General features: G+C 45.1%; 21 protein-coding genes. 4 read left to right on the forward strand and 17 right to left on the reverse strand.

Features of this window, described 5'->3' with window-relative positions:
• Nucleotides 1–12: 12 nt before the first annotated feature.
• Both FYJ57_RS02710 and FYJ57_RS02715 read right to left on the reverse strand, forming a co-directional pair.
• Nucleotides 13–1098 carry a PucR family transcriptional regulator gene (locus FYJ57_RS02710; protein WP_154431437.1) on the reverse strand — a complete coding sequence of 362 codons (1086 nt, stop codon included), beginning with the start codon at nt 1096–1098 and terminating at the stop codon, nt 13–15.
• 243 nt (nt 1099–1341) lie between these two features.
• A complete protein-coding gene (locus FYJ57_RS02715; protein ID WP_154431438.1) occupies nt 1342–2445 on the reverse strand; it encodes an ABC transporter ATP-binding protein in 1104 nt (367 codons plus the stop codon).
• A gap of 391 nt (nt 2446–2836) precedes the next feature.
• Here FYJ57_RS02715 and FYJ57_RS02720 point away from each other — a divergent pair, with 391 nt between their 5' ends.
• A complete protein-coding gene (locus FYJ57_RS02720) occupies nt 2837–3592 on the forward strand; it encodes a YesL family protein (protein ID WP_154431439.1) in 756 nt (251 codons plus the stop codon).
• Nucleotides 3593–3993: 401 nt separating this feature from the next.
• Here the strand turns inward: FYJ57_RS02720 and FYJ57_RS02725 are convergent, their stop codons facing one another.
• Both FYJ57_RS02725 and FYJ57_RS02730 read right to left on the reverse strand, forming a co-directional pair.
• On the reverse strand, nt 3994–6429 hold the full coding sequence (locus FYJ57_RS02725; RefSeq protein WP_154431440.1) for a histidine kinase dimerization/phospho-acceptor domain-containing protein: 2436 nt from the start codon (nt 6427–6429) through the stop codon (nt 3994–3996).
• Between the two features lie 21 nt (nt 6430–6450).
• Nucleotides 6451–7146 (reverse strand): response regulator transcription factor, encoded by a 696-nt coding sequence (locus FYJ57_RS02730; protein WP_022171471.1) that lies wholly within the window; start codon nt 7144–7146, stop codon nt 6451–6453.
• A 289-nt stretch (nt 7147–7435) separates the two neighbouring features.
• On the opposite strand from FYJ57_RS02730, the gene FYJ57_RS02735 reads away from it, so the two are divergent.
• Nucleotides 7436–7699: a hypothetical protein gene (locus FYJ57_RS02735; protein ID WP_022171472.1), complete on the forward strand. Its 264-nt coding sequence runs from the start codon at nt 7436–7438 to the stop codon at nt 7697–7699.
• A 74-nt stretch (nt 7700–7773) separates the two neighbouring features.
• Here the strand turns inward: FYJ57_RS02735 and FYJ57_RS02740 are convergent, their stop codons facing one another.
• Complete coding sequence (locus tag FYJ57_RS02740; protein WP_154431441.1) at nt 7774–8451, reverse strand: hypothetical protein; 678 nt, start codon at nt 8449–8451, stop codon at nt 7774–7776.
• Nucleotides 8452–8662: 211 nt separating this feature from the next.
• Nucleotides 8663–9361 (reverse strand): 5'-methylthioadenosine/adenosylhomocysteine nucleosidase, encoded by a 699-nt coding sequence (locus FYJ57_RS02745; protein WP_154431442.1) that lies wholly within the window; start codon nt 9359–9361, stop codon nt 8663–8665.
• A 303-nt stretch (nt 9362–9664) separates the two neighbouring features.
• Here FYJ57_RS02745 and FYJ57_RS02750 point away from each other — a divergent pair, with 303 nt between their 5' ends.
• A complete protein-coding gene (locus FYJ57_RS02750; RefSeq protein ID WP_022171475.1) occupies nt 9665–9907 on the forward strand; it encodes a TIGR03905 family TSCPD domain-containing protein in 243 nt (80 codons plus the stop codon).
• Nucleotides 9908–10046: 139 nt separating this feature from the next.
• On the opposite strand, the gene FYJ57_RS02755 is transcribed toward FYJ57_RS02750, so the two are convergent.
• The gene (locus FYJ57_RS02755) at nt 10047–11651 is read right to left on the reverse strand and encodes an MBL fold metallo-hydrolase RNA specificity domain-containing protein (RefSeq protein WP_154431443.1); all 1605 of its coding nucleotides are present in this window, start codon (nt 11649–11651) and stop codon (nt 10047–10049) included.
• Between the two features lie 278 nt (nt 11652–11929).
• Here FYJ57_RS02755 and FYJ57_RS02760 point away from each other — a divergent pair, with 278 nt between their 5' ends.
• Nucleotides 11930–12994: an undecaprenyldiphospho-muramoylpentapeptide beta-N-acetylglucosaminyltransferase gene (locus tag FYJ57_RS02760; RefSeq protein ID WP_154431444.1), complete on the forward strand. Its 1065-nt coding sequence runs from the start codon at nt 11930–11932 to the stop codon at nt 12992–12994.
• A 102-nt stretch (nt 12995–13096) separates the two neighbouring features.
• On the opposite strand, the gene FYJ57_RS02765 is transcribed toward FYJ57_RS02760, so the two are convergent.
• From FYJ57_RS02765 to FYJ57_RS02810, 10 genes are all read right to left on the reverse strand, one after another.
• Nucleotides 13097–13510, reverse strand: a complete 414-nt coding sequence (locus FYJ57_RS02765; protein WP_154431445.1) for an HIT family protein — start codon at nt 13508–13510, stop codon at nt 13097–13099.
• A 226-nt stretch (nt 13511–13736) separates the two neighbouring features.
• Complete coding sequence (locus tag FYJ57_RS02770) at nt 13737–14462, reverse strand: rhomboid family intramembrane serine protease (RefSeq protein WP_022171479.1); 726 nt, start codon at nt 14460–14462, stop codon at nt 13737–13739.
• Nucleotides 14463–14551: 89 nt separating this feature from the next.
• A complete protein-coding gene (locus tag FYJ57_RS02775) occupies nt 14552–15913 on the reverse strand; it encodes a DUF6382 domain-containing protein (protein ID WP_154431446.1) in 1362 nt (453 codons plus the stop codon).
• A gap of 17 nt (nt 15914–15930) precedes the next feature.
• Nucleotides 15931–16407 (reverse strand): TadE family protein, encoded by a 477-nt coding sequence (locus FYJ57_RS02780; RefSeq protein WP_154431447.1) that lies wholly within the window; start codon nt 16405–16407, stop codon nt 15931–15933.
• Nucleotides 16408–16459: 52 nt separating this feature from the next.
• Nucleotides 16460–16855 carry a prepilin peptidase gene (locus FYJ57_RS02785; protein ID WP_154431448.1) on the reverse strand — a complete coding sequence of 132 codons (396 nt, stop codon included), beginning with the start codon at nt 16853–16855 and terminating at the stop codon, nt 16460–16462.
• Nucleotides 16856–16905: 50 nt separating this feature from the next.
• Nucleotides 16906–17874, reverse strand: coding sequence for a TadE/TadG family type IV pilus assembly protein (locus tag FYJ57_RS02790; protein WP_154431449.1), 969 nt, complete (start codon nt 17872–17874; stop codon nt 16906–16908).
• Nucleotides 17855–19348, reverse strand: coding sequence for a DUF5702 domain-containing protein (locus FYJ57_RS02795; RefSeq protein WP_154431450.1), 1494 nt, complete (start codon nt 19346–19348; stop codon nt 17855–17857). The genes FYJ57_RS02790 and FYJ57_RS02795 overlap by 20 nt, the downstream gene beginning before the upstream one ends.
• A gap of 63 nt (nt 19349–19411) precedes the next feature.
• Nucleotides 19412–19579, reverse strand: a complete 168-nt coding sequence (locus FYJ57_RS02800) for a Flp1 family type IVb pilin (RefSeq protein ID WP_022171485.1) — start codon at nt 19577–19579, stop codon at nt 19412–19414.
• Nucleotides 19580–19658: 79 nt separating this feature from the next.
• Nucleotides 19659–21023, reverse strand: a complete 1365-nt coding sequence (locus tag FYJ57_RS02805) for a type II secretion system F family protein (RefSeq protein ID WP_154431451.1) — start codon at nt 21021–21023, stop codon at nt 19659–19661.
• The gene (locus FYJ57_RS02810; protein ID WP_205839896.1) at nt 21020–21715 is read right to left on the reverse strand and encodes a type II secretion system F family protein; all 696 of its coding nucleotides are present in this window, start codon (nt 21713–21715) and stop codon (nt 21020–21022) included. Before FYJ57_RS02810 ends, FYJ57_RS02805 begins: the two co-directional genes overlap by 4 nt.
• Between the last annotated feature and the right edge of the window lie 22 nt (nt 21716–21737).

Below are 21737 nucleotides of genomic sequence, written 5' to 3' on the forward strand. Positions count from 1 at the left end.
CCTATTGATCGGTTAATCCTGAGTTTCCATGTATTTCATGTAGCTTACTACCATCATGGCGATTTTGAAGGTAAGGGCATCGTCAAACACACGAATATCCAGTCCGGTACTCTTCTGCAGTTTCTCCAGACGATATACCAGCGTGTTACGATGCACATACAGCTGCCTGGATGTCTCAGAGACATTCAGGTTATTTTCAAAGAATTTGTTAATGGTTGTCACCGTCTCCTCATCAAAGGTGTCCGGCAACTGTTCGCCGAATACTTCTTTCATGAACATCTGGCACAGCGGAATCGGCAGCTGATAGATCAGACGACCGATACCCAGGTTATTATATGGAACGATTATCTTATCCGCATAGAAGATCTTTCCTACTTCCAGTGCCATCTTTGCTTCTTTATAAGAACGGGAAACATCCTTGATCTCATGGATGATATTTCCGTAAGATACGCGAACCTGTGACATGGCTTCTACATTCAGCATATCTACCAGCGTTTTTGCAACGTGATCCAACTCCTCATAAGTGTCCGCTTCCTTGACCTCTTTTACAATGATAATATTTTTCTCATCGATTGCTGTGATATAATCCTTCGGTTTTGATGCGTACAGACTCTTGATCGTCTCCATCGCACTGTTGTCTTTCTCGTATTTTGTCTCTACAATAAATACAACTCTTCTCGCCTCTGTATCGATCCGGAGTTTTTTCGCACGATTGTAGATATCCACCAGAAGAAGGTTATCCAGAAGCAGGTTCTGGATAAAATTATTCTTATCCAGGCGCTCCTTATAGGCAACGATCAGATTCTGAATCTCACATACAGCGATCTTTCCGATCATGTATGCATCTTCGCTTCCGCCGCTTGTCACCAGAACATATTCCACATTCTGATCATCGTATATTTTAAAGAAATGATACGCCTGCAATACCTGACTGTCTGCCGGTGATTTCACAAATTCTCTTACATATTCTGGCTCAAACCCCTCTTCGCTGAAGGTTGAAGCCACTTTCTGTCCTTCCAGACTCAGCACACACAGATCGATTCTGGTGATTGCTCGAAGTTCATCAATTGTCTTTTGTAAAACCTGACTTGAAACCAAATGCTCACATCCTCTCATTTTTGCTTATCTGTTATCGTTTTTCTGTTTCCCGGATCTGCCGGTACTGCCAGAAATCTGCAGATATAGATTCTCAACAGGTAACTGTTCAGTATCTTTGCAGTCACTCGAATAGTTACATAATATCGTATTTTCCATGAAATTGCAACAAATCAATGCAATAGTTTACTAAAGTAAAAAGTGCCGACTCCCGAAGGAATCGGCACCATATATGTTTACTTTTGACTAGTTGGTGATTGTCAGTTCTGTTTCTTTGTCGAATACATGAACTTTGGACATATCCAGACCGAATTTTACGGTATCACCTGTTCTGGATGTTGTATGAGGATCTACACGGGCTGTCATGTTGAAGCCTTCAACATCGAAGTACAGGAATACTTCTGCACCCAGCAGCTCGTATACGTTAATCTTAGCTTCTACTGTGCTTTCCGGGAAAGCTGTAGCATCGTCTGTTACGTTCTCCGGACGGATACCCATAACAACAGTTTTTCCATCATATCCGCCATCGATCAGAGCTTTTGCTTTGTTTTCCGGCAGTTTCAGGCTGTAGTTACCAACCTGCAGAGTAACGTCTTTTCCGTTAACTTTTACAGTTGCATCCAGGAAGTTCATCTGAGGAGATCCGATGAATCCGGCTACAAACAGGTTTCCTGGAGCATTGTACAGGTTCTGAGGTGTATCTACCTGCTGAACAACACCATCTTTCATAACTACGATTCTGGTACCCAGTGTCATAGCTTCTGTCTGGTCATGTGTTACGTAGATAATAGTAGCACCCAGTCTCTCATGCAGTTTGGAGATCTCTGTTCTCATCTGTACACGCAGTTTAGCATCCAGGTTTGACAGAGGCTCATCCATCAGGAATACTTTAGGATCACGTACGATAGCACGTCCCATAGCTACACGCTGTCTCTGACCACCGGACAGAGCTTTCGGTTTACGGTCTAACAGTTTTTCCAGATCCAGGATCTTAGCTGCTTCTTTAACCATTTTATCGATCTGATCTTTCGGAACTTTTCTCAGTTTCAGACCAAATGCCATGTTATCATATACTGTCATATGAGGATACAGAGCGTAGTTCTGGAACACCATTGCGATATCTCTGTCTTTTGGTTCTACGTCATTTACTACTTTATCACCGATCTTCAGTGTACCACCACTGATTTCTTCCAGACCAGCGATCATACGAAGTGTAGTAGATTTACCACATCCGGATGGTCCTACGAAGATGATGAACTCTTTGTCAGCAATTTCCAGGTTGAAATCTTTAACAGCTTCAAATCCGTTCGGATATGTCTTGTTAATGTGCTGTAATGATAAACTTGCCATAATTAATTCCTCCTACTAGTCAAATTAAGTAATGTTCGTTTTTCCAAGGCACCATGCCTTGCGACTGTACTTAGTATATCGGATAGACCCCTTTTTGACCATAACCGAATTATACAAAGTTTCTACCATGACCTTGTAACAAATGTGTGTTGATTTTTTGGATTCCGCTCCTTTATGGCATTTTGACCAATTTTTTCATCCTTTCATGGTCACTTTGACGAACCGTTTTTTGATTATACTTTTTTAATACTTTCATCCCCCTTTTTCCTTGCTTTTTAGTATTGAATTCGCTATACTGATGACAATCATTGCGTATATCGCTATTAAGAAAAACTGTAACTGAGAAAGTACTGAACAGTTACGGAAAACCGAAGAAAAGAGGCAATTTGCTATGAACAACATCTTTAATCCGGACAACAAGTTTTTCTCCTTCATGGGCAGGGTCGCTGATCTCATGATCTTGAATCTCTTATGTATTGTCTGCTGTATCCCGGTGGTTACTGCGGGACCGTCGATCGCGGCCATGTATTACATCACGTTGAAGATGGCACGCAACGAAGAATCTTATGTGGTAAAAGGATTCTTCCATTCCTTTAAGCAGAACCTGAAACAGGGAATTGTCATTCAGATCATTATGCTGCTGCTTGGTATCGTCCTGGCATTCGATCTGTACTTCTGCCGGATGATGTCCGGTCAGGGAGCTGTATATCGGATCTTTTCCTATATATTTGTAGCAGCACTGTTTGTCTACACCATGCTGTTTTTATGGATCTACCCGGTACTTGCAAAGTTCTTCAACACCACCAAAAATCTGTTTCGCAATTCCATTCTGATGTCCATCCGCCATCTTCCGTATACCATACTGATGATGGTGATCACTGCGGCACCTGTATTGCTTGGAATATTTGTTGCACAGGCCTTTCCATTCATGATCCTGTTCTACATCATGCTAGGATTCGCCACCGTGGCATATATCAACTCCCGCTTCTTTGTAAAACTCTTCGACAACTACATTCCTGAGGATGCCGGAAAAGATACCGAAGAAAACGGCGAAGAAAAAGCCATCGACACCAGCATATTCTCCAACCTGCACCCGACAGAACTGCCGAAGGAGGACGAAAAGGAGAGCGAGGACGAAACTCACTAATCTCAAAACCGCAAAAAAAAACGTGTGACCGGTAATTATTTACGATTTACCGATCACACGTTTTTTTATTAGACTATACATTTTAACATTCCACTCATCATTCACCTCTCCAATAAACAAGAGTGAACTGCGAGTTCCAGTTTACGGAAATGATTCTTCAGCCACGCTCTAGGATTCTGTAACGGTGCCTTCCCTGCTTCCTGCTCAACTGCACTACAATTATAGGATCCGTTCAGCTCATACAAGCAGCTATCCGCCAAAGTCAGCGTCAGGCTCCCGGCGGGTATGTATGGGCAACACTTTGTGGGCGGCTAGCTCAAAGTTGCCCTGCCCACGTTGCCCATACACACCCACCGGGAGCCTGACGCGTCCTCCTTATATGACTCTTACCTACCCCTTATCTAACTCTCTTTATCCACCGCCTCAAACGTAATCACAACCTTAAACAAATCCCCATCCAGGTAAATATCAAAGGTTCCCCCCTGCAATCCCACAAGGTTCTTGGCGATCGACAAGCCCAGTCCGCTTCCTTCCGTGCTTCTCGACACATCCCCACGGATAAAACGCTCCGTCAGTTCCTCCGCCTTGATATTCAACGGGTTTTCCGAGATATTCTTGATCTCCAGCACGACTCTGCAGCCGACCCTTCTCGCCTCCACGTACACCCTCGTATTCGGCATGGCATACTTGGCGATATTATTATAAAGATTCTCCACAACACGCCACATCCGGCGGCCATCTGCCATGATCACCAGTGGCTCCTCATCCATCTTGCAGACCATCTGCAGTCCCCTGGCTGCAAACTTCTCCTCAAACTCCCCATTTGTCTGTCGGATCAGTTCTCCGAAGCGGATAGGTTTCATATCCAGCACCACATTACCGGAGCTGACTTTCGACGCCTCCACCAGGTCCTCTGTCAGCTGTTTCAGCCGTTTGGATTTGTTATCCAGCACTTCGATATAGCCCCGGATCTTCGGATCCTGGATATCCTCTCTCTTCAGAAGATCTACATAATTGATAATAGAAGTAAGCGGTGTCTTGATATCATGAGATACATTGGTGATAAGATCCGCTTTCAGTCTTTCACTTTTCAACGTTTCCTTCACTGCATTTTGCAGGCCTTCGCCTACACGATTGACAGCCGCAGCCATCTGGCGGTTATCACCCGTCAGATCTTTCTCATCGATCTTATAATCCAGCTGACCGCTTGCCAGCCTTGCAAGGCCATCATAGATCACCTGACGTCCTGCATTTTCCCGGATCATATATAAAAGAACCACACCGTCTGCCAAAAACAGCAGGATCAGACCGAATCCGCCGAAAAGAGCTGCCAGCAGATAGTTCATTAACACCAGTCCGACAAATGCCACTATCATCCGACCGGAAGTTGTACGTGCCATATATACTTTCTTACAGCTTTTCACGATGGTATAACAAAAACTGGATCTCCACAGCTTCTTTGCTTTCCAACGGCGGATCACACTGAGATACGCCCCAAGAAATACCGCCGCACCAAGAATTTCCCCGGTAGTTATAACGGTAAGCCAAAAGCCGTCTGTAGGATTGCCGCTTGCTGTCAGCCCTAATCCCGCTATACCGACCATACCGATCAGTGCCATACCACAGATCGCAAGCATCACCTCGGCAGGGATACGATCTGCGGGCATGGTATGCACTTCTCTGTCCCGGCATACCAGACCGCTTTGCAGAGTAATGATAAGCAGAAACAGGATACCGGCAACAAAACTGATAAGCATGCCGACTACCAGCCCATTGCCCCAGCCTGCGTAATTTTCATAAGATACGTACGCAGCGGAGATCTCATCGGAATAAGGAAATGATACATCTACAGAAACTATGATTTTCTCATTTTTTCCGGTTACGGGATCATTTTGAAAATAATTATAGATCCACTTTCCGGCATCTGTGCCATTGTCAGATACATCTTTCAGTTTTCCGTCTTCTCTTTCTGCTACAAATACCGGCACATCTTCCATCAGATCTTCCAGACTTTTCGGATCTACATTCCCATCTGCCCATTCTGACACATTGGTATATACTGTCTTGTTATCCAGATTCTGCACCATGAAGATCACGTTGGTCTTATCATCCATCTTGATTGCAGACTGGTACGAGATCAGCTGATCAATGGCATTCGATAATTGCTGATACAGCTCAAACAGAGATACCTTTTTCGGATTGGTTCTGGCATATTCCGCCAGCGTCTCTCCGGATTCCGGAAGTGCGGTTTCAAAATCTCTTGCATAGTTGTAAAGATAACGGAAACGAGGTGTGTAATCACTGATATCTACATCCTCAGCGGTGCTTGTAGGCTCCTCGTCGTCTTCGTCATATTCACCATCTACTTCGAATTCCTCATCATCTTCGTAGTAATCTTCATAAAAGCCATTGCCCGCATTCCAGATTGCATCCTGAAACTCATCCCAAAGACCATTATCCTTCAGTTCCAGAAGATTTTCTACGGTATAGGTAGTTGCCGGATTCTGTTGGCTGGTTTTTGCATCCAGTCTCGTAATATCCACCAGCTTGGTCTTATCCAGTTTTCCTTTTGTTAAAAACGGCTTTCCGTCACTCAGTGCGTTACGGACTTTATTTACCTGTGAAGCCATCCGTTGTCCACAATCCTGAGTCTCCAGATAATTTTTCCCGTTGTTATAATTGCTTGTCAGCTCTTCCCAGCTGAAGCCCTGGCGCATCAGACCGCCAAAGATCATGGCAAAGACGGAAAAGCAGGCAACCGCTGTCAGAAACAACGCGATCACGATTCCCTTTGCCCAGGCAGAATAAAATTTGTTTCTTTGTTTTTTCTCTTCCATTTTGCAGCCTCCCACGGAGGGTTACATCTTTTCTATCTTATAGCCGATTCCCCAGACTACTTTCAGATAGCGTGGTTCTCTCGGATTGATCTCGATTTTTTCACGGATATGCCGGATATGTACGGCTACTGTGTTGTCCGCTCCAATCGCCTCTTCGTTCCAGATATTTTCATAAATCTGTTCAATAGAAAAAACTTTTCCCTGATTTTTAATTAACAGCACTAAAATATTATACTCGATCGGGGTTAATTTTACCGGCTCCCCGTCCACCGTAACAGTTTTCAGATCATCGTTGACCACCAGACCGCCACATACGTATACCGCTTCTTTTTCTTCTGTCGCCAGATTTCCAAGCTGAGTATATCTTCTCAGTTGAGATTTGACTCTGGCGATCAGTTCCAGAGGGTTAAATGGTTTTGTAATATAGTCGTCTGCACCGATGTTCAGCCCAAGGATCTTATCCACATCCTCTGATTTGGCAGATAACATGATAATCGGCACACTGCTGGTCTCCCGGATCTTACGCGTAGCCCGGATCCCATCCAGATTCGGCATCATAATATCCAGAAGGATCAGATGCACTTCTTCTTTTTTCATGATTTCGATGGCCTGCAGTCCATCGTACGCCTTTAAAATGTGATATCCTTCCTGTGACAGATAAATATCAATGGCATCCACAATCTCTTTATCATCGTCGCACACAAGAATATTGAACATTTCTTCACCTCATTTCTTCTTCCTCTTTCCTTTTACGCTGTCAGTTTATCAGGGAAATCTTGTTTTCAGGATAGGGAAAATCTTAAGATATTTTAAATTTCTGTTTTACATACGATTTTATCATATCACATCTTTGCATCAAACGAAACTTACAAACATCTTACAGCTGAAGTCGTGTTACTGTTCACTCCGTGCTCAGCAACCGCAATAGTTTTCTTTTCTTTACAGAAAGAGAATTTTCCGATATACTTAGTTCACTGTTTTTGTTTTGGGAAAGGAGACTCCAACAATGTTTCGTTTATGGGGAAAAATATGGACCGATAATCACATGATGAAAGACACCGTGATCTGCAACGATACTGATGACACGAGAACCCATAAGATCTTCCAGTCTCTCGAAGAGATCTGTTACCTCTGGGATCTGAGCAAACCGATCTGGCTGGACAATAATATTATGGATTTTAAACGCCACGATAAAACCCGGTTTACCTCCGATAATTTTATTGAGACGATCGATTTTGATTATCTGGAAATTGAAGTGATTGAAGAGTAGTTTGTATGGAAAGCAGGCAGACACCGCATGCTAGTGTCTGCCTGCTTTATGAGAATAACAAGTTAACGCTCTGCTCAGATCAGATATTCGCGAATCACCTCCCGCATAATATGCTCTTCCTCCGGTGTCAGCATATGAGAAAATTTTGTCTCACTTGCCGCCGTCTGCCGGATCCCCTCTGTTACTTTATCGATCAGCTCCTCTCTGGTCTGCTCTTTCAGTGCCTGCTCATCCGGCACCGGTTTTCTGGCGGGCAGGGTATTTTCCATATAGTCCAGAAGACCATCAAGAATCATATCTTCTTTATTCATAAAGCCCATAAATTGCTTCATCAGAAGTAACAGGGCGAAGATTCCCGCCCCGGTCAGTACATACTCGTAACGCAGCAGCTGTGCCTGCTCATAGCGGTAAGTCCCATAGACTGCCGTCAGAATCAAAAGGAAGCACAGAACCGCGCTGTAGCCGATTCCCTGCTTCCACTTTTGTATCCCGATTCCCAGTGTTTTTCCCCTGGCAAGCTGCGTCCTCACAAATGCCTCCGGATTATTGATCTCCTGCTCTTTCGTCAGACGCATCTGGTACTGGTTCAAAAATTCTTTTGTCCATTTTCCTTTCGGTTCAGTTATCCTGCGTACATCCCGTATGGCTCTGCCGTAGAAACGGTCGACCATAAACATACACAGGATTCCAAGAATTCCCGCTCCGATCATCCCGTAAAACAACACATTTCGTTCCATCCAAATATGCAGCATTTCCGTACCCCCTTATTTCAATACTGAATTGGCAGTCACTTTTCACATCCTTCCGCAAATGCCTGTCCATCCCGCACCCCCGATCGCCGGATCCGGAAGTCATGCATTTGCAAAACGATGTTCTGGAAATATTATATCCTCCACATACCTGATTTGAAACTAAAATCGTTCGTCAAATTCTTACAGGTTTTTACCATGACAAATCCTTTTCTTACAGTGCTTTTACCATCTCTTTCACGAGATTCGCACAGTGACGTGCCGCCGCTTTTTCAAATGTCGGATAATCCATGGTTGCACTGTTATCCGCTTTATCAGAAATGGCACGCAGAACAACAAACGGAACATGGTTTAAGTAGGCCGCCTGAGCGATAGCTGCTCCTTCCATCTCAGTACAGCTTCCTGCAAATTCACGGATCAGTTCATCCTTCACTTCACTGCTTGCCACAAACTGGTCACCGCTGACCACTCTTCCTTCAATCACCTGAATATCCGGGTTCGCTTTCTTACAGCATTCTACAGCTACTTTACGGAGTGTCTCATCTGCTTTAAAAGAAAATACATTCATCTGTGGAATCTGGCCCTTCGGATAGCCAAATTCTCTGGCATCCATATCATGCTGCAAAGCATCGGTAGACACAACAATATCACCGATGTTGATCTCTGCCTTCAGGGATCCGGCGATTCCGGTATTGATCACCGCTTCTGCCTGAAAATCATCCACAAGAATCTGTGTGCAGACCGCTGCATTTACTTTACCGATTCCGGAACGTACTACGACAACCTCTTTTCCATTTAATGTACCCTGATAGAATTCCATGGATGCTTTTTCTTTTACACAAACTTCTTCCATCTGGCTTTTCAGTTCTTCTACTTCGAGCTCCATTGCTCCGATAATCCCGATTTTTTTCATCTTTTCTCTCCTGTTTCTTTTTTGTCCGTAACTGTGAAAGTACTGAACAGTTACACTTTTTATAAAAGTACTCATATCCTCTGTAATTCCGGTCTTCTCCTGCTTCCCGGGAGTTTTGCCTGCTCTTCATTATAACAAAGCATCATTTTTTCCTCAACCTTTTTCCTTCCGTTTTGCTGTTATGACAAATTATAACATTTCGATTCACCTACTGGAAATCAGACGTAATATTTGTTATAATAACTTGCAGATCTAAAATGTACCGGATTCGGAAGTACATGTAAAATTAAAGGAGGAATTATCATGACATACAAGACAAAAGGAACCTGCTCTTCTCAGATCGACTTCGACCTGAAAGACGGCAAAGTATACAATGTTCGTTTTACCGGCGGATGTAACGGCAACCTGAAAGGAATCGGTGCTCTGGTAGAAGGACAGGATGCCCGGGACGTGATCAATCGTCTGGAAGGAACTACCTGTGGTTTCAAATCCACTTCATGTCCGGATCAGCTTGCAAAAGCCCTGAAAGAAGCGCTGAACCAGTAATCAGAAAACATATCCTGTTCTTTGCACATACGTAACACAATGCCCCTGTCAAAAGGCCGACATAACAGACAGATCTCTGCCAGACATGCCGATCTTTTGACAGGGGCACTTTTTATTTTTGATACAGCTGTTCGTAAAACTATCTGTCCCACTTATCACAAAGATTATTGATCTGGCTGGTCAGTTTCGCAAGGTCTTTGTTTGCTCCGCCTTCGTTATGACGGATCACCGTAAGAAGCCGCTGACCGGCTGCAACCAGCCGCTGATATACACCGGAACCTTTCGACTGCGGTTTTGTCTCCTGCTTGCGGATGAACACACCTTCCGGACAGCTGATGAATGCTGCTTCTTTCAGATCGTAAACAGTTCCGCTGTACGGTGCCATCGCCGTATAATGAAGTTCATCTTCCAGTCTTCCGGTCAGTACCTGACAGGAAGTATCTTCTCCATGGCACACAAATACCTGTTTTGGCTTCTCTTCGAAAGCTTTCACCCACTCCATCAGTCCCTCATTATCTGCATGACCACTGACGCCAGGCAGAACTTTGATCTCTGCATTGACCTGAATCTCTTCCCCGAACAGTTTGATCTCTTTCGCTCCTTCCACCAGCGCACGCCCCGGTGTACCGATTGCCTGATATCCCACAAACAGAACCGTACATTCCGGTCGCCACAGATTGTGTTTCAGGTGATGCTTGATCCGACCGGCATCGCACATACCACTGGCCGAGATAATGACCTTCGGGCGGTCATCAAAGTTGATGGATTTGGATTCTTCACTGGTGATGGAAAGTTTCAGTCCCGGGAACGTGATCGGATTGATTCCTTTATTGACCAGCTCCATCGCCTCTTCATCAAAACAGTCTTTGTGATGTTCATTAAATATAGTAGTTGCTCCTACTGCCAGCGGACTGTCCACAAACACCGGGAAACCATCGTGTCCCTGTATCATATGATCTGCCTTGATCTTACGGATAAAATAAAGCATCTCCTGTGTTCTTCCCACTGCAAACGAAGGGATCACCACATTCCCTCCCCGGTCGAAGGTTCTCTGGATCACTCTTGCCAGCTCATCTTCATAGCTGGCCCGTGGACCATGGCTGCGGTCACCGTAGGTAGACTCCATCACCACATAATCTGCAGATTGCAGATACGTTGGATTCTTAATTAACGGTTGATCCTTATTACCGATGTCACCGGAAAATACGATTTTCCGTTCTGTATCGTCTTCTTTCAGCCACAGTTCGATGCTTGCTGAACCCAGCAGGTGACCGGCATCCACGAACCGTACCTGAATCCCGTCAGCCAGTTCCAGGATCTGCTGATATGGGCATCCCACCAGATGAGAGATTGCTCCCTGTGCATCGTTCATATCATACAGCGGCTGTACCGGTTCCTTGCCGGAGCGCCGTCCTTTTCTGTTTCTCCATTCCGCCTCAAACATCTGGATATGAGCACTGTCACGAAGCATGATCTCACACAGATCTACCGTGGCATATGTCGTATAAATATTTCCCCGGAAGCCTTCCGCATACAGAACCGGAAGTTTTCCGGAGTGATCGATATGTGCATGTGTCAGCAGTACAAAATCAAGTTCCGAAGCCGGCACAGGAATCGGTATATTCTCAAAATTATCCGGTCCCTGCTCCATTCCACAATCTACCAGAAACTTTTTACCGGCGGCTTCCAGAAAATAACAGCTCCCTGTAACTTCATGTGTCGCACCCACAAATGTTATCTTCATAAAAACCCCTCCTTTTCTTTTATTTTCAGAATCTTATCACGTTTTTGCTTTTATATTCTTATTATACGCGTATATATACAGAAATGCAAAATACTTTTCCTTTTTATTTTCTTTTAATAATTATGGGTTTCTTGACTTTTTTTCTTAATAAGATACAATGAAACTATTAAAAATATTATATGTAAAAACATTGATTCTACTACTGCCCTTTCGGAAAATCAATCGCAAAACAACAGACGAAAGATTCCGTGAGAGTATTATGCATTCAGGAGGACATTATGAAACATATCGTACTTACCGGCGGCGGTACCGCAGGTCACGTGACACCGAATATTGCTATGATTCCAGCATTGAAAGAACAGGGATTTACAATTTCTTATATCGGTTCCTATAACGGAATTGAAAAAAAACTGATCGAAGAGATGGGAATTCCTTATTACGGAATATCCTCCGGTAAATTGAGACGTTATTTTGACGTAAAGAACTTCACCGATCCTTTCCGTGTGCTGAAAGGATTTTCCGAAGCCAGAAAACTGCTGAAGAAACTGAAACCGGATGTGGTTTTCTCCAAAGGCGGATTTGTCAGTGTTCCTGTTGTCATTGCGGCAAAGCGTTGTAAGATTCCGGCAATTATCCATGAGTCCGATATGACTCCGGGACTTGCCAACAAGCTTTGTATCCCGTCCGCTGTGAAAGTCTGCTGTAATTTCCCGGAAACTGTCAGCAAGCTTCCTGCTGATAAGGCAGTCCTTACCGGAACTCCGATCCGTCAGGAACTTCTGCAGGGTGATCCGGAAGCAGCTCTTCGCTTTACCGGGCTGAAAGCCGGTAAACCAGTTCTGATGATCATTGGCGGAAGCCTTGGTTCCGTCGCTGTCAACACCGCTGTCCGCAACATCCTGCCAGATCTGTTAAAGGATTTTCAGATCATCCATCTTTGTGGAAAAGGAAAACTGGATACCTCCCTGACAGATACAGAAGGTTATGTACAGTATGAGTATATTAAAGATGAACTTTCAGATCTCTTCGCTTTGTCTGATCTGGTAATTTCCCGTGCCGGAGCCAATGCAATCTGCGAAATCAGCGCCTTAAAGAAACCAAATCTGCTGATTCCTCTTTCTGCCAATGCCAGCCGCGGTGACCAGATTCTGAATGCCCGTTCCTTCGAACGACTGGGTTACAGTAAAGTTTTGGAAGAAGAAGAGATCACCAATGAGAAACTGCTGCAAACGATCCGTGACCTCTACAAGAACAGAGAGCAGTATATCGAAGCGATGAGCAAAAGCAGTCAGATGGATTCCATCGGCAAGATTGTGGGAATGCTTTGGGATTGTGCGAAGTAAGTGAGTTCCGGCTCATAACCGTGAAGACATCGAACAGTTGCATATGATTTATAAAACGGACAGGACGATAAGCAGATACACCTTATCGTCCTGTCCGTTTTGTTACATTAATGCGGCTGTCACTTTCGCAACAATCTCGTCTCTCACTTCATCCTTCAGTTCGCCCGGTTTCCAGGTGATACCTGCCTGATCGCCATTATAGCGCGGAATCAGGTGCATATGAAAGTGAAATACGGTCTGACCTGCCACTTCACCATTGTTCTGTACAATATTAAAACCATCGCAGCCCAGTGTTTCCGTCATGGCTGCTGCCATTCTTTTCGCCAGAACCATCGCTTTTGCAGCCATCTCTTCCGGAATCTCATACAGGTTTGCATAATGATGCTTCGGAAGGATCAGGGCATGTCCCTTCGTTGCAGGACCAAGATCCAGAATCACACGAAAATCATCATCCTCATACAGGGTAGCGGACGGGATATCTCCGCCGGCAATTTTACAGAAAATACAGTCACTCATATTTATTCTCCTCTCTGTTTTGCATTATTGTTCTTTTTTCGTAACTATTCAGCACACCGTTATTCCGCGAGGTGTTTTGGCATGAATATGCCAAAATCCCGAGACATGCAAGTCAAAATCCCATCGCCGAAGGCGATTTTTCATGGATTTTGACTCGTAACTGTGAGGGTACTGAACAGTTACCTTTTTTCTTACCATGATACACGCATTATCAGAAAATTTCCAGTCATCTTGCAACATATTCTTTTCTGTTGCGATATGTGGTTTTTTTATGCACCGTAAACAGTACTGTCAATACAATTCCACCGATCAGACCGCCCACATGAGCCGCATTATCAATCTGCGCCGCCTGTGAACCGTAGTAGATCGTAACCACAATGACAAACACCAGCCGCCGGATCACTATTTCTCTCACCTGCTTTTTGTTTTTGATCATCAGAACAAAAACTCCACCGATAATTCCATAGATCGCCCCGGAAGCACCTGCGCTGACAATGTTGCTCTGCGACTGAATGTCCATATACAGGGACAACAGATTACCCACCAGTCCGGAGCCAAGATAGATTGCAAGGTATTTCCAGTGTCCCACTGCATTCTCCACCATATCTCCCATAAACAGCAATACCGCCATATTATTTGCAAGATGATAGATTCCAAAATGCAAAAACATAGAAGTAAACAGCCGATACCACTCTCCATTCAGAATGAACGGTCTGCAAGCGGCACCCCACTGCAACATAAACCCGGTATCCTCTGTACTCCCCAAAAACTCCATGATAATAAAAATCACCACATTGATCCCGATCATCAGCAGATTCATCCAGTTTAACGGGCCCCTGAAGATTTGTTCCAGTGCATCCGGTGTGTTACTGTTCTGGCTGTTCATCCGGTAATACGCTTCCCGCCTTCTCTGCTCCTCCTGCTGCCAGTCTTCATCCTGATACCGGTTCATATATTTTCCTCCTGTCAGACATCAGTTATATTTTCCTCATTATATGCCCACACTTTCTGTTTTACAAGGAAAATCAACGAACCTGTCTGCTATATCTTCACCTGGTATATCAGGTCAGCAAACCGAATCTGATCGCCATTGATCAGTTCCTGTTCCTCTTCTCCATAAAGTTCCTGCTCATTGACCCAGGTTCCGTTTCTGGAATTCATATCTTTCAGATACCAGTTACCTGCCCGTTGTTCGATACTGGCATGGACCCGGCTTACTGCTGTGGATGGCAGGACAAGATCTGCCTGTTCTTTCAGTTGTCCGATGATGGTGAGACGGGTTGCTTTTTCTATCCGAAACTGCCTGCCACTTACCGGGTGCAGTTCCTTCAGAATCAGACCGCCCTGTTCTCCTCCGTTTGAAAGAATCTGGGTATAGGTATCCCCTCCCCATGGAATCCGCTTTTCCCATGTGATTTCTTCTTCCGGCTCTTTATCCTTCTCCTCCCATTCTCTGATATCTGTTTTCGAATGCCTTGGCGCTTCTTCCGATGTTCCCTGATAGATCGCAAATTGTTCCTCAATCTGTCGTTCTTCTTTTTTTCTTTTTCTCACAACCACCTGCCAGATCAGAACAATTAATATCGCCATCACACCCGATGCTGCCCAGGTTCCCAGATATTGTGGAACATATTCCAGAACAGCATACCCTGCCAGTGCATACAACAAAACTCCGATAATTCCCAGCACCATTCCGACCAAGACAGGACTCACCCGCCCGTTTTCTCCTTCCTCCTCTTCTGAAGAAAAGAAATCTTCCAGTACCGCTTGTCTGTTATCTCCGAAATATGATGTTTCCTGATATTCTCTGCTTTTCTTCTCCTGACAGGCCTGAAGTTCTGTTTCTGTCGTTTTTCTCTCTTCCATCAGCCGCCGTTCCAAAACACTTTGTAACCCCATTACCGAGAACGTATCCTGGATCGCATACTGGTAAAGTTCATAAACTACCGATACTCCGGTCTGTTCCTGATGATCCAGTCGTGGAAGCAACTCTTCCAGAAGTTCCCGAATCCCCTGTTCCAGTTCTTTCTCCGCTGCGGGAAGACAGCAAAAAGAGGGATAGCAGCTGACAGGATCAAGATAAATATAATTCCAGTCCAAACAGATCTGATCTGCCGGTATCAGATATTCCTCCAGCTGTACCAGCACCTGTAACAACCCCTGAATAATAAGAAGCACTTCTGATCCTTTTACTTTTTTTAACCTGCTTTTTTCTGCAAGCGATATTTTTGATGTAATATCATAATAATACAGTTTTTTCTGATCCATTCTTCTGCACTCACACCCAAGAAGCCCCTGCACCTGATTTTCGGTCATCATTCTTGTGATATAATTTTCTGTCTTCTCCCCGGTCTCTACCACCAGATAATTGTGCTGCAAATCTCTTCTGTAATCCATCTTCATCTCTAAAAACCTTCTTTTTATGTACGAAACGCAATCACTTTTCTCACAAATATAACCGGTCGTATGATTTTTTGTCCGATCTTTGTCTCAAACTCCAGATGCGGCCTTCCCCATACGGGTACTTTTCCTGTTATCTTTACCCATACTTCCTTCTGATTTCCTGTAATCTCACCTGAGATACCTTTTCCCGAAAATCCACTTTCACTACGCTTTGTTTTCCATTTTTTCTCTGCTTTTTCCTGTCCTGTTCTTCCTTCCAGCACACCATATCCACTTCCCTGAACAGATACCTCACATCCTGCCTGCGTATACCAACATCGCAAATACACATAAAAAGTAAGCGAAAGCAGAAAGGTAAGAATCATCACACACAACGGAACTACCAGCGATGCCTCCACCGTAAGAGAACCTTTTTTCCTTCGTCTGTCCCTTTTCTTTATCTGATTTGCTTCCGGATCCCTGCTGTACCTTTTCTCTTTTCCTGTCTCTTCCATATTTCAGCTCCTTTTTTGTATATTCACAAACCTTTTCATCTGTTTCCCGTTCTCAGATATACTGCACCAGATATCCGGCCAATAAAAACGGTACAAAAGGAAGTTCCTTTTTTCTTCCCATTCCCAATGCCAACATGCAGACCCCAACCGCTGCCGCCAGAAGAATCGCTGTCTGAAAAATCACACATGCCTGCTGTATTCCCTGGATCCATCCGATCCCCATCAGCACAATTCCATCTCCGCTTCCTATCTGATCCGACCTCCACAATGATGCAAGCCACAGACAGATTCCCGGAAGAAGACCACTCCAGCAAAGTTTCTGATCTGTTCCTAAATATATAAACGCCGTCAGAACAAAAACTGCCACGGTCCACACAATATCCACTTCTTTTCTTCGCCAGTCAGTCCAGCTGTTTACCATCAGATAACCGGTTGTCAATACTCCCATCTTTTTCCTTTCCGCACACTGCCGCAAATATTTTTGGATCCCTGACCTTTTTAACCTGTGTTTTCACGACATCGCTCACATTGGATATATGCCTGTATTTCAGATTTTTTCACCAGACGAACGGTTCGTTTCAGCCCGCTGCAGGATGCCTGACTGTGATAGCAGTCTCCTTTTTCCGTATAGTAAACCAGGGCACTGTCACCGCCGCACCGTTCACAGACATGATATTTTCCTCCATATTCATTCCGTTTTTGCTCCACCTGTGTTTTTATTCCCCGATGAACCGAGAGATCCAGATGGGTACAAGATTCTGATGTATGATATACGCTCTCATACTCTGTCACATAAACCATTTCTCCGCCATCTGTTCCCTCGTTGTCTGTATTTTTCGGGTCATATCCGGTCCAGGCATGCACCACACTGCTGTTCGTCACCTTAAGTTTTGATACCGGAAGGATTGAAAATGGCAGTTGATACAACACTGTAGCTTTCAGTTGAATCTTATGATTTTCATATCGGGATCCGATCAGACTCACTGCTGCGCCATCCCCGAGCTCCGGAAGATGTGCTTTTGCGTAAGCGATGCAGACACCGGAAGAAAGTACTCCTGTCGGCGTGTTCACCCCGGAATCCCCGCTTTCCACACTGGCATACATACCAAGCTCCTGTGCGCTCTGATGCAGAGATGTTTTCACAAGTGCCTGCACCCGGTACAGATCCATTATTCCAAGCAAGGTACAGATTCCAAGCAGAAATAAAGGGATAACCAGAGCTGCTTCCACAGTAAGCACCGCCGGGATCTGCTGCTTTTTCCCCCGGGTCTTCCGAAAGAAACAAAGAAATACTCTCCGCTTGTTTTTGCAGATAGCCTGAAGAGATCCTTTACCTTTCTTTTGTTTTTTTATTTTCGGAGAGTATATCTTTATTCCTTTCTTTATGGCTGTCTTCATTCCTGTCCTTTCCATATCTGTATGTCCGTCTTTTTCAGACACCTTTCCATCAGTCACTTCCCATTGCATATCCGTAATCTCTTTGCAAAGAAAATCTCTTTTCCGCAAAAGTCACTCCCATGTCAACTTCCAGATAGATCACTCCCTGATCCAGACGAAAATTTTCTTTTCCTGACATTCCCCGTATCACCGCTTCCACTATATCCATCGTCCGCTCAGTCTGAACCTCTGACTTCCCTGTCATCAGTAAAATCCCAAGATATTCCTGATATGTCATGCCGTTTTGCTCCACAGCCCTGCTGTTTTTCAGTAACTCTGTAATCTTCGCCAGCTGATGAATCGATACCATCCAGGTGCTCCCTGTTTTTACCAGAGGAACCTTACCGCCCGCCAGCAACTGTCTTACATCCAGCAGACTCTCTCCGAAAGCCCAGGCTGCCTGCAGTGCAAGACTTACGATTCCTTCCAGCGCCGGAAATCCTATGGCAGCACAGATGACAAGTGCCATTTCATGAATCTCTGCCTGTCTGGTCGGATCCTGTAAAAGATACATCATATTGGCAGCTTCCCTGGCTGCCAGAAGACGGTATACCACCGCTTTCAGATTTTCCTGATCGGTGTTCTTTCCACCAATCACATACTCCAGCTGGTACCGCAACGGGTCTGTCGCATGCTCCATACTGGTATAATCAGTAAGATGCTGCATCATATACGCCTGAAAAATCCCTCTTGTCAGAACCGTATCCTCCTGCGCCCCATAAAACGGTATCCCCATACCGGTCTGCTTTTTCCGTCTGCTGAGTCGTTTTTCTTTTGGCAGTCCCTTCTGTGACAGCTCTTTTCCCGCCGGAACCACCAGTGCCAGAATGCTTTTTTTCTGTAACTGCCGGATCACATCCAGCGGATTGACAAAATCAGCCGGAACCTGGACCACGGCTGGTTGTTGTCCTGTATTGTCCGGATCCTGTCCCTGATTTTGACCGGCTTCTTTCCTGGCTTTTTCATAACTGTCCATAGACTGTTTTACATCGATGTCACTCCCTCTCTTTTCCTGTTGTTCAAAAATATCTTTCTGTTGTTCATATTTTTTCATAAGAAGCTGTATCCCCTGAATACCAAGTGTCTCCTTCATGTAGTCCACCGCCTGCGCACAATATCCGCGTCCATGCTCATCTGACATCAGTGTGTATGCAGTAATTGCCCCCGAGACAGACGAACATTTCCACAGATTTTCCCCACGAACACCTGATATTGCTCCATCCGGACGACAACTCTCTTCCATACATTTTTTTACCGTTTGATACATACACTCCGGCTTCCACACTCCGGTTCCATAACTTCCATCCACCATAAAAACATGATACCTTTCCAGCAGTTCCCGGTCATACCCGGCAAATACCGAATACAGACCTTCTTCCACACCGGTTTCCGCCTGTACGCGTCCTCCTCCAATCTGTACCGACTGTAGAAGTACCTGAAAGACCAGCAGAAAGACTGCCAGAAAAAGACTGGTGAATACCGTTATACTTCCTGATTTTTTCAAGGGATACCTTCTTTCTTTGGGAAATATGTCGTAACTGATATGTTTTCGTTGACAGATTACTTTTTAGATGCTGTTACTTTGCTTTGTTATTTTTGCAAGAATATTATTCACCAGACTGACCAGCTGTTTTTTAAAGATGGCAACCAGCCCGACGAGAACGACAATGATCAGAATCAATTCCACCGTTCCCAGTGCGTCTTCTTCCTGCATAAATCTCTGTAAGAGTGTCATATTTTTCCCTCCTTTCCGGCCCGGAGATATTTCTGATCGCCGAAACATCACAGATAAGACATGTTTCTGTTCTCCACCGTCAGACTGCGAATGTCAGCCATGCCGGCACCAGCAAAATCACAAACACCACGAGCAACATTAAAATCATCGGGAACAGCAGCCTGGCGGATGCCTGCTCCCCAAGGATCTGCGCCTGCTGCCTGCGAAGCCGCTGCGCCTGTTCTGCCTCTTTTGCCAGAATCTGCTCCACTCCAACGCTTCCTTTCTGCAGGCACTGTACCAGAATGGAAGACAATGTACGATAAGACAACAGTCCCCAACGCTCTCCCAGCTGTTCATAAGCCTCTTTTTCTCCAAGACCGCGTTCCATCTCTCCGCATACTTCCACAAGTATCTCATAAGCCTTTCTCACCTCCTCCCTGCGCATATAGGAAACATAATCACCGGCAATCCGTTCTACAGATTTTCGAAGATTCATCCCTGTACTTAACAGTAGCTGCAGTTTTGTCACGATCTCCGGATAGTCCTGCTGCATCTGTTGCTGTTCTTCCTTTTTATGCTCTTTTTCTTTCTGCTGCCGATGCAGAAGTACCATAACCGGAAGGGCGAATGCCAGCAGGGCTACTCCGTACTGCATGCCATCTCCTACTTTTTTCCATACCAGCTTTTCTCCATGCAGTGTTTTCGGAAGCTGCATCCACTCTGAACCTTTTTCTGTATCTGCATTTGCCTTTTCCACCATATCTTCTACCTGCCTTTTTTCATCAGATATTTCAGGAAATACCAGAATATCCCAGCTTTCATTCCGTTCCTGCCCCTGAAGTCCTATGATTGCTGTCAGCGTTACCGCTTCCCCATCTTCCCTGATGTTCTCTCCATGCTTTCCTTCCCAGTCAAGAATCTCCGGACGACTGCTGAACCATCGAACAGTCACCGGGTACTCCTGCAGTTCTTCCCGAAGATACAACGGATGATCTACATGCTTCAGCGATTCATTTTCTCCAAGTATCTCTTTTTCAATCGCGCCGCGCACCTTGGAAAAAATGGTTTCTATCTCCTTCTCAGACAATTGTTTTTCTATTACATCCACTGTCATGGATTCCTTTTTCCGGTTTCCCTGCTCATCTCTCCATTCTACTTCGAGATTTTCTTCCTGTATCCCCTGACCATATGCCGGCCGTCTTAACTGTGAAATCTCCTGACCGTTCTCTGCCTGCTCTGTCACTCCCGCTGCAATCAGAAGCACTCCTGCCACCAGCACTGCCAGCTCCGTCTGCCAGATACACTCCTCTGTCATCCATTCCGGAAGCTGCCAGCCATGTTTTCTTCCCCACCGTTGAATCCACCTGGCACCTTTTTGCTTCCGGTTTCCTTTCTCTCCGGAAACCACTATATAAAATATCCCTGTCAGCAGCAAAAAAGCACTTCCCAGTACTATATTCATACCTGAATCCTCACAATCTTTCTTCCCATTCGGAAACTGAAGAGATACACACCCAGACACCCTGTCATCACCAGTACTCCCGGCAGATTATGATATAAGACATCCAGAAATCCGCGGGAAGTCACCTGCATATAAAGGATCATCACTCCCGGAACCATACTCATCACCAGCTGTTCCAGCTTCTTTCCTGCGATCGCTACCTGAATCTCCCCGGTGACCCGTATCTTCTCTCCCAATACTTCTGCCAGATTCCCAAGAATTTTCCCGAGATTTCCACCGGAACGCCGCGCAATCAGAAAGATATCCCCAAAATTACGGATTTCCTCCACACCGGATCGCTGACCCAGATTCCAGAACAGCTGCTCCACCGGTACACCCACCTGCATCTGACTTTCCATATAGCGCAGTTCTCTCACCAGATCATCTCCATTCCCAAAAAGCCGTTCCATCTCTCTCCTGCATTCCGTCACCCCCTGTTCCATCGAATATCCTGCCCGCACCGCTGTCTGCAGCCCCTGCAACACCTCTTTAAAATGATTCCGGAGAATCCGCCGTCTCCGCTCTGCCAACTCCTTTTTTCTCCAGCGGACATACCAGATTCCAATCGGAATTCCCAGTCCCCATGCCCACCAGGATCGATAACAGAAAAAATTGATGATCCCTGTAATCCCGATACTCTGCAGGATACACAAGATCCATTCCTTCTCAGAAAGC

This window comes from Oliverpabstia intestinalis (assembly GCF_009696065.1).
In the GTDB taxonomy this organism is placed as follows: domain Bacteria; phylum Bacillota; class Clostridia; order Lachnospirales; family Lachnospiraceae; genus Oliverpabstia; species Oliverpabstia intestinalis.

Excerpts from the sequence above, each read along its gene's own strand:
- FYJ57_RS02785 (WP_154431448.1), bottom strand. The coding sequence starts at position 16,855 with ATGGGAGTATTGACAACCGGTTATCTGATGGTAAACAGCTGGACTGAC.
- FYJ57_RS02780 (WP_154431447.1), bottom strand. The coding sequence starts at position 16,407 with ATGGAAGAGACAGGAAAAGAGAAAAGGTACAGCAGGGATCCGGAAGCA.
- FYJ57_RS02765 (WP_154431445.1), bottom strand. The coding sequence starts at position 13,510 with ATGAGTGACTGTATTTTCTGTAAAATTGCCGGCGGAGATATCCCGTCC.
- FYJ57_RS02735 (WP_022171472.1), top strand. The coding sequence starts at position 7,436 with ATGTTTCGTTTATGGGGAAAAATATGGACCGATAATCACATGATGAAA.
- FYJ57_RS02730 (WP_022171471.1), bottom strand. The coding sequence starts at position 7,146 with ATGTTCAATATTCTTGTGTGCGACGATGATAAAGAGATTGTGGATGCC.
- FYJ57_RS02775 (WP_154431446.1), bottom strand. The coding sequence starts at position 15,913 with ATGAAGATGGATTACAGAAGAGATTTGCAGCACAATTATCTGGTGGTA.
- FYJ57_RS02770 (WP_022171479.1), bottom strand. The coding sequence starts at position 14,462 with ATGAACCGGTATCAGGATGAAGACTGGCAGCAGGAGGAGCAGAGAAGG.
- FYJ57_RS02745 (WP_154431442.1), bottom strand. The coding sequence starts at position 9,361 with ATGAAAAAAATCGGGATTATCGGAGCAATGGAGCTCGAAGTAGAAGAA.
- FYJ57_RS02715 (WP_154431438.1), bottom strand. The coding sequence starts at position 2,445 with ATGGCAAGTTTATCATTACAGCACATTAACAAGACATATCCGAACGGA.
- FYJ57_RS02805 (WP_154431451.1), bottom strand. The coding sequence starts at position 21,023 with ATGAATATAGTACTGGGAAGTGCTTTTTTGCTGCTGACAGGGATATTT.
- FYJ57_RS02750 (WP_022171475.1), top strand. The coding sequence starts at position 9,665 with ATGACATACAAGACAAAAGGAACCTGCTCTTCTCAGATCGACTTCGAC.
- FYJ57_RS02760 (WP_154431444.1), top strand. The coding sequence starts at position 11,930 with ATGAAACATATCGTACTTACCGGCGGCGGTACCGCAGGTCACGTGACA.
- FYJ57_RS02755 (WP_154431443.1), bottom strand. The coding sequence starts at position 11,651 with ATGAAGATAACATTTGTGGGTGCGACACATGAAGTTACAGGGAGCTGT.
- FYJ57_RS02800 (WP_022171485.1), bottom strand. The coding sequence starts at position 19,579 with ATGACACTCTTACAGAGATTTATGCAGGAAGAAGACGCACTGGGAACG.
- FYJ57_RS02740 (WP_154431441.1), bottom strand. The coding sequence starts at position 8,451 with ATGCTGCATATTTGGATGGAACGAAATGTGTTGTTTTACGGGATGATC.
- FYJ57_RS02720 (WP_154431439.1), top strand. The coding sequence starts at position 2,837 with ATGAACAACATCTTTAATCCGGACAACAAGTTTTTCTCCTTCATGGGC.
- FYJ57_RS02790 (WP_154431449.1), bottom strand. The coding sequence starts at position 17,874 with ATGCAATGGGAAGTGACTGATGGAAAGGTGTCTGAAAAAGACGGACAT.
- FYJ57_RS02725 (WP_154431440.1), bottom strand. The coding sequence starts at position 6,429 with ATGGAAGAGAAAAAACAAAGAAACAAATTTTATTCTGCCTGGGCAAAG.